General features: G+C 46.5%; 9 protein-coding genes. 6 read left to right on the top strand and 3 right to left on the bottom strand.

Annotation, left to right across the window (positions count from 1 at the left end; translation table 11 throughout):
* Positions 1-498 precede the first annotated feature (498 nt).
* From HMPREF9304_RS11225 to HMPREF9304_RS11205, 5 genes are read left to right on the top strand one after another with little or no spacing between them, the layout of a single operon-like run.
* Entirely contained in the window at positions 499-1,068 is a 570-nt protein-coding gene (locus HMPREF9304_RS11225; protein WP_231564525.1) for a TlpA family protein disulfide reductase, read from the top strand.
* A gap of 22 nt (positions 1,069-1,090) precedes the next feature.
* Entirely contained in the window at positions 1,091-2,707 is a 1,617-nt protein-coding gene (locus tag HMPREF9304_RS11220) for a DUF6029 family protein (RefSeq protein WP_036929196.1), read from the top strand.
* Between the two features lie 14 nt (positions 2,708-2,721).
* Entirely contained in the window at positions 2,722-3,510 is a 789-nt protein-coding gene (locus HMPREF9304_RS11215; protein WP_036929189.1) for an Omp28 family outer membrane lipoprotein, read from the top strand.
* Positions 3,511-3,532: 22 nt separating this feature from the next.
* A complete protein-coding gene (locus HMPREF9304_RS11210) occupies positions 3,533-4,210 on the top strand; it encodes a T9SS type A sorting domain-containing protein (protein WP_036929194.1) in 678 nt (225 codons plus the stop codon).
* 28 nt (positions 4,211-4,238) lie between these two features.
* Positions 4,239-5,591, top strand: coding sequence for a hypothetical protein (locus HMPREF9304_RS11205; protein WP_036929187.1), 1,353 nt, complete (start codon positions 4,239-4,241; stop codon positions 5,589-5,591).
* Positions 5,592-5,782: 191 nt separating this feature from the next.
* On the opposite strand, the gene HMPREF9304_RS11200 is transcribed toward HMPREF9304_RS11205, so the two are convergent.
* Both HMPREF9304_RS11200 and HMPREF9304_RS11195 read right to left on the bottom strand, forming a co-directional pair.
* A complete protein-coding gene (locus HMPREF9304_RS11200; protein WP_036929184.1) occupies positions 5,783-8,401 on the bottom strand; it encodes a C10 family peptidase in 2,619 nt (872 codons plus the stop codon).
* A 3-nt stretch (positions 8,402-8,404) separates the two neighbouring features.
* Positions 8,405-9,265 (bottom strand): urea transporter, encoded by an 861-nt coding sequence (locus tag HMPREF9304_RS11195; RefSeq protein WP_231564524.1) that lies wholly within the window; start codon positions 9,263-9,265, stop codon positions 8,405-8,407.
* Between the two features lie 250 nt (positions 9,266-9,515).
* Between HMPREF9304_RS11195 and HMPREF9304_RS11190 the strand changes: the two genes are divergently transcribed.
* Positions 9,516-13,532 carry a glycoside hydrolase family 2 TIM barrel-domain containing protein gene (locus HMPREF9304_RS11190; RefSeq protein WP_036929191.1) on the top strand — a complete coding sequence of 1,339 codons (4,017 nt, stop codon included), beginning with the start codon at positions 9,516-9,518 and terminating at the stop codon, positions 13,530-13,532.
* 482 nt (positions 13,533-14,014) lie between these two features.
* Here HMPREF9304_RS11190 and HMPREF9304_RS11185 read toward each other — a convergent pair whose 3' ends face one another.
* Positions 14,015-15,064, bottom strand: coding sequence for an IS110 family RNA-guided transposase (locus tag HMPREF9304_RS11185; protein WP_036927940.1), 1,050 nt, complete (start codon positions 15,062-15,064; stop codon positions 14,015-14,017).
* Between the last annotated feature and the right edge of the window lie 253 nt (positions 15,065-15,317).

Here is a 15,317-nt window from a genome sequence, read left to right as displayed (position 1 = left end):
TTAAGACAATTAACAACACAACCTTTGAAGTGTCTTTCCCTCAACCATTGGAACCTGGAGAATACGTTTTCTTCTATAAGAACGGACTCAACAATCAGTATTTTAAGACAGCTCCTTTTGGCTTCGATTTTTCCGTTGAATGATTTTTGATGAACTTATTGATAGTTTTGTTTGATATGAGAGCGGTCTTTAAACCGCTCTTTTTTTTGTTCTGCGCTTGGCATGAACGTACTACACAAGTAAGAGATAAGCAAAGAGCGAGAGAAAAATTAAACTTTTCTACACCAAAGTAAGAATTCTTCACGCACGTTTTTAATTTTACACTTGCTGGTTGACTTTGCAGAATTGGTTGGTAATTTGTTGGTAATGAAGCCGCATTTTATTTTAGAATAGCTAATTAGCTTTTTTATCTAAAAAAATCAGTAAATTTGCATTTTGTTATTTAAGTACCCATTTCGATGAACATAAAAGTTCATTTTATGGAAGTATAATAAAAATATGTTCCAGCATTATATCATTAAAACATCGTTGCTTCCCGTATGTTGTGCAGCAAAGTCTTCGGTGTGTACAGCACCTGTGAGGAGAATACTTTTTTCTTTCGCTTTATTATTAGTGAGTTTGGGAAGCTACGCACAAGAACGGTTACCCAAGGTTATCCTCAAAGACATGGAAGGCAAAACCGTACAGACGGATACGATAGCCAACAATGGCAAGCCCTTTCTGCTTGCTTTCTTTGCGACATGGTGCAAACCTTGCAACCGTGAGCTAAAAGCCATTGCCGAACTCTACGATGAATGGCAGCAAGAGACAGGCATGAGACTTATTGCTGTATCGGTGGATCAGGCACAGAACATCAACAAAGTAAAGCCGTTGGTTGACCAGAACGGATGGCAATATGATGTGTTGCTCGACCCCAACAGTGAGTTGCGCCACGCACTGGGCATTCAACTGATTCCCTACACGGTGTTGCTTGATGGACAAGGAAACATTATTTATCGACACAACGGTTACACCGATGGCGCAGAACTGGAGCTTTACGAAAAGATAAAGGAAATTGCAAGCAAGTAGCCTTATGAACAAACGGATAATGATGCTTGGATGGCTCATCGGCATGGCAAGCACATGGCTTTGCGCACAAGAACAATCGGACAAGCTACGCCTGTCGGGAAGTCTTCAGAGTGACATTCTGCTTCCAGAGAAAGACAAGACAACGGGAGCAAGCACTGATGACGATCATTTCCTGACAAACACTTATCTTGACCTGAAAGCCACAAGCCGCTATGTAGAGGCGGGGGCAAGACTGGAATATCTGAAACATCCGCTTCCCGGGTTTGAGAATGATATCAAAGGTTGGGGACTGCCTCATTTCTATGTGACAGGTCGCTATAAGAATGCCGAATTGACATTGGGCAGTTTTTATGAGCAGTTTGGGTCGGGCTTCATCTTTCGTACATACGAGGAACGCAGTCTTGGAATAGACAATTCGCTGCAAGGTGCGCGCTTGTCTTATCGTCCTTGGGATGGTGTGGCGGTGAAAATACTCACAGGACGCCAGCGTCGCTATTGGAACCACAACGACAGTTGGTTGACAGGGGGCGACATCGAGTGGAATATTGATGAGTGGCTCAAAGGATTACAGAAGCATCAGACCTATGCGATGATTGGCTTTTCTTACATCAACAAATACGAGAAAGAGAATGTCGTCATGACAGACCCTACACACCGTCTACGCCTTCCTCGCTATGTCAACGCGTTCGACGTTCGCATGCGCGTGCAACACCGTTCGTTGAACGTGCTGGCAGAGATGGCGATGAAAACACAAGACCCTTCCAATGACAATGGCTATATCTATCGCAACGGTTATGTGGCAATGCTCTCGGGTTCATACTCCAAACGCGGCATGAGCCTGCTTCTGCAAGCCAAGCGCAGCACGAACATGACGCTGCGCAGCAGCAGGGGTATGGAAGGCACCTCTTCTTTCATCAATCATCTGCCTGCCTTCACCGTAGAACACACCTACACACTGCCCGCACTCTATCCCTACGCCACACGTCCCGACGGAGAGTGGGCATATCAGGCAGCGGGAGCCTATACCTTTCCCAAAGGCTCTATGCTGGGTGGCAAATATGGGACGATGGTGAAAATAAACTTCTCGCACGTTCATTCCATTTCCAAAAATGAAGATGGCGGCAGGGGAACCGATGGATATGGAAGTTCGTTTTGGCGTTGGGGAGCATCCACCTATTATCAAGACATTGACGTGCAGGTGGAGAAACGCCTTGGCAAAGACACAAGGCTCAACTTGATGTACATGAATCAGCGTTACAACCAAACGGTGATTGAGGGACATGGAGGTATGTTGAACTCGCATATATTCGTGACAGACGTGAAGCAAAGACTGGCACGAAAAACAACGCTGCGTGTTGAGGGACAGTACCTCTTCTCGAAAGATGGTGACAAAGACTGGGCGTTCGCACTGGCCGAGCTGTCGCTGGCGCCACACTGGATGTTTACCTTGAGCGACCTTTACAACCTTGGCAACACCCACGTACACTACTATCAAGGCTTTGTGACATACAGCGGTGGAGCGCACAGGTTACAATTGGGCTATGGCCGCACACGCGCCGGTTACAACTGTTCGGGAGGGGTATGCCGATACATCCCTGCCACCAAAGGTCTGACACTTTCCTACAATTATAACTTCTGATAGCTCTGACAGCAATGAAATCTTTATATATCCTCCTTTTGGCCGGCTTTTCGCTCTTAACGAGTTGTGACCCCATTGACGCTGACAAACGTCTCATCGAAGTGCCTGCCGCCACCATTCAGCAAAACGTGTTGATAGAAGATTTTACAGGGCAGCGGTGCATCTTCTGCCCCGAAGCCGCAGAAACCATCGCAAAGCTGCAAGCCACTTATGGCGCCGACAAACTGATTGCGGTCGCAATACACGCAGGACAGCTCGCCATCAAAACTTCCCCCTCTGTTGTAGGATTGCGCACCGATGCGGGGGATGCGTATTACAAGCATTGGGCAATTCCCAACGTACCCAAAGCCATCATCAACCGTCGGGGCGGCGTACTGTCAAAAGACGCTTGGGCTGGAAAAGTCTATAATGAGTTTAACAAAACGACGAACGTAAACATAGAGCTTAAATGTCAATATGACGCAGACACTCACCAGGTGGAGATAGAAACCAACTTGAATACCTTGACGACAGTGGTGAAAGGACAACTGCAACTATGGCTGGTGGAAGACGATGTTATTGCGCCACAGCTCTTTCCAAACAACAAGTTAGAAAAGAACCACATACATCACCATGTGTTTAGGGCGGCCGTCAACGGAGAATGGGGAACAGAACTGACGCTCTCTCCCGAACATGCGCACAAAGAGAAAACCACCTACACGCTGCCCAATGGCATCTTGTCTGACAATGCATGGATAGTGGCTTTCTTCTATAACGATAACGGTGTGCAGCAGGTGGTTCGGAAAAAGATTTCCAACCCGTAAATAAATGATAAAAAATAAAAATATGAAATTACGATTACTTAGTTTTTTAGGTATGCTCGCATGCACATTCGCAGGCGTGCAAGCACAGACAAGTTCGGATGACGTTGTTTTTGTCAACGCCAAAGGAGATGCGATTACACCTGACGCCACGCTTACTATTGATAAGGTGGAGGACGACGTTTTTACGCCTGGGCAGAAACAAATGCATACGGAACTATTCATCTCCAACCGCTCAAGCAAAACACAGAAAGTGAAACTCTCTTATAACATAGAAATGCAAGAAGGACTGTTGGAGGTATGCGCGTTTGAATCTTGCAATTCTCATGAAGAAGCCGGCACTTATCAATTACAATCAAAGGATATGGCTGCCACTGGTAGAGAGGAGCTTTCCATTAAACATACTTTCGCCAAAAAAGGAAATGGCAAGGTTGTTCTGCAAATCATCATCATGGAAGATGAGGGAAACGGCAAGATGACAGAAAAGAACGGGCCGAAGCTTACCATCAACTTCATTCCTGAGACCGCCGGCATTGCATCCTCACCGATACCAGCAGGTGGTATCTACGATGTCTATGATACTAATGGCGTTTTGCTCTATCGACAGCTCACCTCGCTTTCAACACTTCCTAAAGGCACCTATATCGTTAAGTACAGAAGCAATCAAGGAGTTATATTCACTCGAAAGTACATTATTTCCTAACGAACATCCCAACAACACTCGTTACAAGATGATAAAAAGAATCTATATTCAACTATTGGCGCTCATCGCCATCCTTTGTTATCCAAACAGTCTTAGGGCAGGCGACTACAGTCTGGCTCCCTCCACTGGACGAAAGGTGTATGTACCTATCCATGCCAAGAGTGCGAAAGCCCAACTGTTGATTACCAATTATGGCAGGGATGAGGTGAAAGATTTTGATTACAAGGTTTCTTTTGAAGGAAAAGTGCTGTTGGAGGGAAAATACTTCTTGAAAGAACCGCTGAAACGCATGGAGGGGACGCATGCGAATATTGACGTGCCACCTCATGACCATCTTTCGGAAACAGAATTGCAGGTAGAGATAACGAAAGTGAACGGTGAGCCCAACAGAGCCTCTTATCCTTGTGCCGGTCTTATCAGAGCCACTGTCACACAAGTGCCTCACCGCAGGGTCGTCGTGGAAGAATACACAGGCATGTGGTGCCAATACTGCCCACGCGGCATTGCCGTTATGGAGAACTTGGAAAAGAACTATCCCGATGATTTCATCGGCATTGCCATTCATCGCCGTCCCGACCCACTATCCTGTCCTGATTATGCTTGGAACAGCTTCGAAGCAAAAGGCACACCACATCTTGACATGAACAGAAGTCGCCTGCTTTCCAATTTTACGGCTACAACAGAATTTGAGGAAGAAAGAGCCATGGGCGCCGACATGGATATTGATGTCTCTGCCCAATGGGATGAAAAGAAAGAACGCATCACCGTAACGCCAAGCGTCACCTTTCGAGTTGTTCCCAAAGATACGAAATACAGTGTGGCTTATGTGCTGACAGAAGATGGGATGACAAAGCCCGAATGGTTACAAAACAATCGCTATTCGGGAGACAACAGCGTTCTCGGCAAGTCTCCTGAAATGGATAAGTTCGTCAACTCGCCATTTGTGGTAAGCGGAATTCTCAACAACTTTACGGCAATCGCAGCAACAGGGGTTTACATCCCGGCGAGAGAAGGCGAAGTGCAAGGTGTTTACACGCCAGGGCCGGAAGACTTCGTAAAGACTCCGATAGAAGTAGACCAAACGCAAAGTTTCCAACATGTGTTTAACATCGCCTACAACCGTCTGCTGCAAGACAAATCGAAACTGAAAGTCTGTGTGCTGCTGATTAACCATCATACAAAGAAAATAGAAAATGCAGCCAAATGCACCATCACCGACGCAGGCGCAACGAGCATATCTACCGTGACTGAAGAATACGGCAACAACACAGAGACAGCACGCTACACACTTGACGGTCGTCGTATTCAAGCGCCGCAAAAAGGAATCAATATCGTGAAATATGGCGATGGACGCGTGCGCAAAGAAATCGTAACACGCTGACACAAAAGAAAGCACCCCCCCCCCCACTCTATTGCATGATCTCACAAATAACCACATAGAGAGAGAGAAACATCAATCACCGTTCGTAATATTGTAGATACGATGGTAAAAGAAATTGGCACATAAGAAAATAGGAGATAAAAGATCCAATGTATGGAATTTTTATCTCCTATTTTTTATTTTCAATGCTTTTATCCTAATTTCTTCGTTAAGGTGCTGCCATGAAGGGTTTTCACCCGCACAACAACCACTTGCGTAGAAGGAACGTGCAACCTCACCGTATGTTGTCCGTGGGCATCGGAGGAAGCAATCAGAGTTCCGTTAAGTGCGAACACCTGCACAAGTGCCAAGTTCTCGCCCTGTACGTCAATCCAGTTACCACCTCTCACCATGCGTAGCGAGCTTTGTGTTGCGTCTATATGTGTGGTTTCGTCAGGGTAAACATTGTAAATACTGTTCGTAAACGACACTTCAAAGGGAGCGCAATTCTCGTTCCACAAATCACACTCCACACCGTCTACCATGCCCATCAACGCCAATCGGTAGGTACGGTTGTTGATGACGCATAACTTATCTTTGTTCTTCAGCCATCCCGTAATAAATATTTCAACATCCCCTCCAGACAAGTCATATTGTTTTTGGGCACTGTTGCCCAAGGCTATGCGTCGCTGGGTTTTCGTATCAATCAGGCAAAGCGTCAATGTGCCGTTGTAGGTGGCTTGAGGTGCGAGCGTCATCACCACTCCTATCTTGAGCCATGGATTGCTACTGAGGTCTACGTCTGTGGGCGATATAGATGCTCCACTGTTGTCTTGCACCATTCCTTGGAGTTTTACGAAAAGCTTATCGCTGGGCTTAGCTGCCTCCACCTGCAACGTAGACGGCTCGTTGCCATGCACCATGCCCACCACCGTGGCAATGTTGCCGGTATCATCTTGCTTGATTACCTCTACCTTCAGTTTGTATTTCTTGGATTGCAGATTGTCGGGCAAGTGCATGTCCACCCTCACCTCTGTATCTGCAAACATCTCAAAATCCACCGCCTCTGCGGTTTGTCCTGTAGCCACCACACGATTGTCATCATCCACGAGCGACACCCTCACCGTGCCATCGAAAGGCGTACCCGTGAGTTTGCGAATGCTCAAACATAGCGTGGCTTTGTTGCCAGCAGTACACGGTTTGAGCGTATAGGGATGGGATGCCAATGCGAAAGGTGCTTTGTCATCGGGCTTCTCAAATAGGCGCACATCGTTGCCTTGCACCTGAAAGGCTATGCGTGGTGCCGTTTTCATCTTGCACCATGCCCCATAGGTGGTCTTGTTTTTGATGCTTGCACATACAGCCTGCAAGTAGTAGCGTCCATCTGCAAGCTCTTCAAGATTCACCGTAAACGTGCAAGCATCGTCAATCAACTGTCCCGATTGCAACACACCACCGTTATATTTGCCGCGCTCAGCGGTGTATCCGCCTTTGTCGTGCCATGCCGATGGCACCACTTTTACTTGTTTGCCCTGCTCGTTGTACACGCCCAAGCCAATATCTCCGGCAAACGTTCCGTCGGCTTGGTTCTTAAAGTGGTGATAGCTAACCGTCATGGGTTGCCGTTTGTTGGTGGGCATATCGCCAACTACGCTCATATTGCCCTCCGAGTTGAAACACAAGTTGGGTGCATCGTCCGCAAGTTCGGCAGCAATGGGTGCGCTTCCCGGTTTGTTAGGATGCACCAAAACTATCTGCACCTGCTTGTTGAAGGAGAGAGGCTTACGGCCAAACTCCTGTCCTGTGGTGGAAAGGTTGAGTGCAGTAACGGAGAAGTAACCGTCACCACCGCCTCCCCAACCAAAGTTCATGTGAAAGAGGTTGTCCTTATCTACACCGTCTACCACCCATGCGTGTCCGCTACCGCCCGACTTCACGCTACCGCTGATGTACACAGGGAAGCCGTTTTCTATCTCCTTGCGCAATATTTGAGTGAAAGCAGCTGCGCCCTCATCAGACTTGTTGAGCATGGAGGTGGAATAATTGAAGTACGTTTTCAGTGCCTTGGCAGCCATGAAGGTTTGTGCACCGCTGGATGTGGGACTGTATTGCATGTTCACCGACACGCCTACATCACGCATGAGCAGCGCCACAGCGTCGCAAGCCTCCGCATCGGCAAGTGCCATGCGTGTGTTGTATTTGGGCAACATCTTGTCCCAAGGGTATACCGACTGACTGAAATCCACGCTCATCGTGCGGTTGTCAAAGCGCACTACATACGAGTAACTGCCCTTTCCACGCTCTGGCCAGCGATGATAATACATGATTTGTGCCACTGCCGTAGCCACACATCCCGTAAAGTTGTACCCCGTAAGACGACTGTAAGGGTCGTCTTGGTTCCATGCCGTTGTGAGCAACGGAGCCACCTCCTTTCGGTTAGGGGGCGTAGCGGTAACGGTAGCTCTTGTGCTGGGTTGTCTTTGCAATTGGTGAAAGGCGTCACGATAGGCGCACAGCAGGAATTTAAGTTCACCACTTGCACGCAGCGTGTCGAGCGTTCCTGTGTGCGAATAGCCCAACACTTGTCCCATAGCATCATCGCCTGCCACCACAACAAACCCCCGTCCGTGGCGATCGTTATAGATATAATAAGGTGGTGTACCATGCGAAGCCCTCGTTACATGACGTTCCGAAAGGCTCACATTGACATATTTGCGGGCAATACTTATCGACTTGTCCACTGTTACTATCTTACCCAAGGTGGGAATGCTCACCGTCGTGGCAAGCACAATGCCCCATAAGGTGGGGCTTAACCATCTTTTAATTTTCATTTTTTAGTCTTGTTTGGTTTTAACTACGAAAGTATGATACAAAACCACTAACCACACCGACAACACGAAAGGTGCGGTGAGCGTGACAAGCCCCATGTGCAAACCTGCATACTGCATCAGCAACGAGAGTATCAGGGCAACCAATGTCTTGGCGTAAGTCCACGAGCCAATGTCAAGAATGTTGGCGACTGCCAAAACCGCAAGAATGGCATTGTAGCCATACATGCCGTTGTTCACCGAGGTGGTACTGACACCTGGCACCCACACCACGGCAAGACACAGTACACAGGCGACAAGCGATTCCACGCCCATCTTGCGCGAATTGACACAAATGGCAAGAAGAAACAACAAGCCCGTGAGCAGGTTGTTGCCCTGAAGCATGATTTGTCCAAAGCTCAGTGAGACGGCTCTCATCAGCGAGAAACTTTCCGCAGTGCCGGCAGCTGTCGTTGCTGGCAGCTGTAACTGGGGGAAGACGTGACTCAACAGCAGCATTGCCCAGGTGATGAGTACAAAGGGTGCGGTGAGCGCAGGAAGCAAGCGTTGCCGCTCGAACAGTCGCGTCACCAGCGTTGACAGTGCACATACCACCACCATGAGCAATACAGAACCTACATGGATGGGCATGAAACAGGGAACGGCGATGCCTACCAGCGCAGCGTTAAAGCCATACAAGCCGTCACGGATGCGCCCCGCATCATATCGAAGGGCAACAGCCGTACATGTGCCAATGGCACTTCCAGCCAAGGCAAACAAGCACATGAGGAGGGAGTTGCAACCAATACCTACAAGCATCAGTGCGCCCGACAGCGCATTGCACTGAAACATGACTTGTCCCACACCACGGAATATACTTTTCATCATCTGCATGGAGTTGTCACTTAAGTAGTGTTTTTGTTCGTTTCAGCGCACAAAATTACGTAAAAGTTACAATATATACGTAAAAGAGAACTAAAAAACGGGAATATAATCCCTAACGAGTCTCCTTATTCACGAAATAGGAGTAAAAGTGTACATTTTATTATTGAATATTTCATTACCCTGCCTTTTTCTCAATTTTTCTTTGTAATATTGTAGTTCCAATAACCAAACGTTGATAATTAAAACCTACTTTATGATGAAATTGAGAACTATCATTTTGTGTTTACTCGCATCTTTGGGGCTTTCTTCCATGGCAGACAACCAGCTGCTCGAAGGCTTTGAATATGGAAATGCGTCTTCACCAACGGGGAAGGAATGGCAATCGCCAGAGCAATTGAGCTATAATAAGTTGCAACCACGTGCCAATTTTGCCTCTTTCGCCACCGTAGAAGAAGCTCGTAAGTTTCTTCCAGAAAATTCTTCTTATAGAATGAGCTTGGATGGGGAATGGAAATTTCATTTTTCTAAAAATCCAGACGAACGCCCAGTCGACTTTTATAAAACGAGCTATTCTACTCAAAACTGGGATAATATCAAAGTTCCAGGCTCTTGGAATATGCAAGGTGTCCAAAAAGATGGAAGTTTGAAATACGGTGTGCCCATTTATGTGAACCAGTGGGTGATTTTCAAATACAACATCGCTGTTGACGACTGGCGCCTTGGCGTGATGCGAGAGCCGCCCAAGAACTATACCACGTACAAATATCGCAATGAGGTGGGCTCGTATAAGCGCACGTTTACCATTCCTAATCACTGGGATGGGCGCGAGGTGTTTGTGTCGTTTGACGGTGTAGACAGCTTCTTTTATCTGTGGATAAACGGTCAATATGTGGGGTTCTCGAAGAACTCACGTGATGCAGCTCGCTTTGACATCTCTCCTTATGTACATGCTGGAAAGAACGATATTGCCGTCGAAGTATATCGCTCCAGCGATGGATCGTTCCTTGAGGCTCAAGACATGTTTCGTTTACCGGGAATCTTTCGCAGTGTCGCCGTATATGCAACGCCAAAAGTTCATATCCAGAATTTGGTGGTGAAGCCAACTTTCAAAAATGGCAAGGGAGCATTAAACATCGTAACAACGATAGAAAACTTGAACAAGAAAGCTGCCAAGAACTACAACATTTCGTATCAATTGTACGAAAACAAGTTGTTTGGTGACGAAAACAAATTGGTTTCCACCATGTTGGAGAGCCAGCCAATGAACTTAAAGAGTGGCACTTGTATGTCGGTGAACGATGATTTTGAGTTCAATAATATCAAACCATGGACACCCGAAGAACCCAATGTCTATGTTTTGGTGGCGCTACTGAAGGATAAGAAAAATAAGGTAGCAGAGGTTGTGAGCGTTCAAACAGGCTTCCGCACCGTAGAAATTAAGGACACACCCGCCAGTGCAGACGAATTTAACATGGCTGGGCGATACTTTTATATCAATGGTCAACCGCTGAAGTTGAAGGGTGTAAACCGCCATGACACTAACCCTACAACGGGTCATGCTATTCCACGCGAACAGATGTTTCAGGAAATCATGATGATGAAGCGAGCCAACATCAACCACGTGAGAACATCGCACTATCCCAACGACCCTTATTTTTATTATCTATGCAATAAATATGGTATCGTTCTCGAAAGCGAAGCGAACATCGAAAGCCATGAGTATTTTTATGGAAAAGAATCGCTTTCTCATCCTAAGGAATGGCGCAAGGCGCATGTGGCAAGGGTTATGGAGATGGTACAATCGTTTATCAACGAACCCAGCATTGCTATTTGGAGCTTAGGGAACGAAGCAGGACCAGGGAAAAACTTTGTGGCAGCATACCAAGCGCTGAAGAGCGTTGACCAAACTCGCCCTGTACAGTACGAGCGCAATAATGACATTGTAGACATGGGGTCCAATCAATACCCCTCTATAGACTGGGTTCGAACAGCTGTGAAGGGAAAGATGAACATCAAATACCCCTTCCATATCTCTGAATATGCACACTCCATGGGTAATGCAGTGGGAAATTTGCAAGATTATTGGGACGCTATCGAATCGTCTAATTACTTCATGGGAGGTGCTATCTGGGACTGGATTGACCAAAGTATGTACAACTATACCAAGGACGGTCAACGCTATTTGGCTTATGGTGGCGACTTTGGAGACACGCCCAACGATGGACAATTTGTGATGAATGGTATCATCTTTGGGGATATGAAACCTAAGCCACAATATTTTGAGGTTAAAAAAGTGTACCAAAACGTGGGCATTACATGGGCAGAGGGTCAGACAGATGTGCTGGATATCTTCAACAAGAATTATTATTCCGATGATTTATCATCCTACAATGTTGGATGGACGCTATATGAGGACGGCATAGAAGTAAAAAATGGTGTCATCAACTTGGGCAAGGTACAGCCACGTCACCATCAATTGGTACAACTTCCAGGACTTCGAGAGTCGTTGGACGCCAACAAGAATTATCAACTCATCGTGCGCTTCCAATTGAAAGAAGACATGCCATGGGCTAAGGCAGGATATATTCAAGCCGACCAACAGTTAGAAGTACAGAAAGCACAGCAACGTCCGCTCTTAACTTCTACCATTGGTGTGCCTCAACAAGCACCAAAAGTAAACGAACAAGCTACCCAAATTACCGTCACAGGCAAGAACTTCTCTGTAACATTCGACAAAGCCAAAGGCTCCATTTGCCGTTTGTCCTACCAAGGCAAGCCCATTATCAAGGAGAACAACGGACCTCAATTGGATGCGTTCCGTGCATGGGTGAACAATGACAACTGGGCTTATCAGGCATGGTATGAGAATGGACTCCACGATTTACAGCACAAGGCGTTAAGCTATAAGATGGTAAAACATAAAGATGCTACCATATCCCTCTATTTCAATATAGAGAGCCAAGGCGCACATTGTGCAAAACTGGAGGGTGCTGACAAGAACTGGAAGAAGCTCGTAGAACAGGAGAAACGACCTGATTTCAAATTTACGACTGATGTCATTTATACCATCTATCCAGACGGAAGCATTGAAAGTCAAAGCAGCATCTCTTCCAATCGCCCACAACTCACACTTCCACGATTGGGATATGTGCTAAAACTGCCTTCAAGTTTCAGTAAAATGATGTACAATGGGCGCGGACCTGTGGGCAATTATCCCGACCGCAAGACCTCACAGCACATCGGTATATATACCCAACCGGATGTAAACAACGAGATGGTTAGCTTCCCGAAACCACAGGATATGGCGAACCACTTAGATACTCGTTGGGTTGCTCTGCAGAGCGAAGACGGACAAGGTGTACTCTTTGCAAGTACCAACGAGCAAGGCATGGTCTTCTCTGCCCTTCCCTACTCTGCTCAACAACTGGCAATGGCAAATCATCCACACGAACTACCCACTTCTGACGGTATCTATCTACACCTCGATGTCGCTATTACAGGACTGGGAGGAAATAGCTGCGGACAAGGTGGACCATTGGAGAAAGACAGAGTGAAGGCTGGTACGCACACATTTGGTTACGTGATACGTCCCATTCAAGATATGAGCAAGGAACACTTAAACGCCATGGGACTCATCCGTTCATCATCAGAATTGCCGCTAAGCATGGTGCGCAACAATACGGGAATGGTAACTATTAGTAGTCAACACCCCACTACTATCTATTACCAACTCAACGGAAAGGGGAAAGCCCTAAAATATACAAACGCCTTTGCCCTACCCCAAGGAGGACAAGTCACTGCATGGCAAAGCGGTTCTGCACTTCGATATACACAGAAGTTCGAGAAAATGAAAAACGTTCCTGTGACATTGAAGTTTGCATCCAGCGTAGAAAGCGGTGAGGGAGACGCAGAACACCTCATAGATGGTAATCCAAATACGTACTGGCACACCATGTACAGCGTTACTGTGGCAAACTATCCGCACTGGTTTGAATTGGATGGAGGAGCCGTCAAGACAATGACAGGCTTTACCTACCTGCCTCGCCAAGATTCGTGGAATGGACTTGTAAAGGACTATCGTGTCGAAGTAAGCCAAGACGGAAAGACGTGGACGCAAATAGGAAGTGATGGAACATTCCCAAAAACAAAAGCACTTCAGCGAGTAATGTTTAACAAGCCCGTCAAAGCACGTTATCTCCGCTTCACCGCACTTCATTCACACGATGGGCAGGACTTTGCTACTTGTGCAGAATTTACAATTCTCAACTAAGTTGCAGGCAATGCCCTAACCAACTGAACAACGAATACGAATCCGACAGTTGGAATCTATGAACGCTAACGTTCTTCGAAAGAAACAGCTCTGCCGACATCAACATGCTGCGTGTCGCTGCCAAATCCGTTTCGTTCGGTGATCGTTAGCGTTCATTATAGGCTGGTTCTATAAATTAGCTTTGTTAGATTTTGGACTTATTTTTGAGGTCAAAATGTAAGTGAGTGAAGGAGTGTAGCGAGCTACACGACTGAGCGAACTTTCATTTTGAACCGAAAATAAGCCAAAAGATAATAAAACGTATATCATAAAATTTGCTCACAATATACGGTGGTAATTTATAGAACCAGCCTATATTTAAGCCATGCAAAGTCGCTTCCTTTTCGTTAGAACGCCTACGTTCTTTGGTTTCTTGATTTCACACGCATATTTTCGTGTTTTCTGCTTTCTATGTTATTATCCTCCTGTTTCTTTGATTTTAACTATTTATTTAACATTTCACTCCGAGCATTTATAGAGATGTATTCCGGCTGATACTTGCATTCGTTTTTTACCATTGCTGTGATGATGGTCAACATCTTATTCTTCACATCGTTCAACGCTACCATTGGCATTTTTCCCTTGTCTAACAGCCGATGGTAATATATGCTCATAGCTGGACAGAAGTTCACAGCAGCCAAAGCAGCCTGCGAGAGTAGCGACTTGATCATTTTGTTAGCCAAATATCCTACTTTTGGAGCCGAGTGCACACTGGTTCCAGAGTCACGGGAGAAGGGCGCCACACCGTAGTAGCAGGCTATCTTGCGGGCGTTGTAGTCGAACTTGGTGAAGTTGTTGGTGAAGACCATCAGACACACCGCATTGAGCGTTCCCACACCGGGCATGGAAGTAATGATGCCGAAGATGCGACTAAGTTCCTCGTCTGAGCGTACAAGCTCCTGTATTCGCTGGTCGCACTTTTGAATCTCGTGCTTAAGTTCGGTTAATATGTGTCGAGAACTCTGCGATATCATCGTCTTTGCGGATGACTTCTGTTGCGTAAGACGCTTCTCAATGCGCCTAACCTCAAAACTGCATTTATGCCTGACGAGCATGTGACGGTAGAGGAACACCTCGCGTAACTGTGAGAGTGCCGGGCTCAACGGCTCGTATAGACGGGCCTTGTCCTGGTAGCGCATGGCATACTCGGCAATCATCAGCGAATCAGACCTATCGCTCTTTCCGCGTTTCATGGCGAAAGCACGTTTGATGCTCAAGGCATTCTCTATCCAAAGATCATAGCCTTTTGAATACAGATAGTCGCTCATCATCTGGCTGTATCCGCCCGTATTCTCGCCACAGAAAAGCCAGTTCTCACATGTGTCGGCACCGCATAGGCTGTCCACCCAACGGAGCATCTTACGATAGCCTGAAACTTTGTTGACAAACTCTTGGTGCCCTACGGACAGCATCTCGCTCAAATCTTCCGCCTTGATGACGGTCGCATCAAACTTTTCTTTTGAGAAGTCGATGCCAATAAAAATTTTCTTCATAACTTTGCAATTATAGGAACCGGCTAAAGTTGCAACGGACTCAAAACTCTAAATAGGCTCGAAGCCTTAACTTTCTATCAGGTCTTTGCAACTGTGCAGGGAGGACTAAAACAGAAGATGGGCTTGAGCCCCGTTAATTTCAAAGTTTCCCTTCCCTGCAGGCTGGCTCTCCTTTTAACAACAAAGGTAATAAGCCAACCTTAGTAAGCAAAAAGATTTAATCCTATTTTTTTCATGTCGCAAACTTAGAGTT

It is taken from the genome of Hoylesella timonensis S9-PR14 (assembly GCF_000762405.1).
GTDB lineage: Bacteria > Bacteroidota > Bacteroidia > Bacteroidales > Bacteroidaceae > Prevotella > Prevotella timonensis_A.
This window is presented reverse-complemented; position numbering and strand designations above follow the sequence as displayed.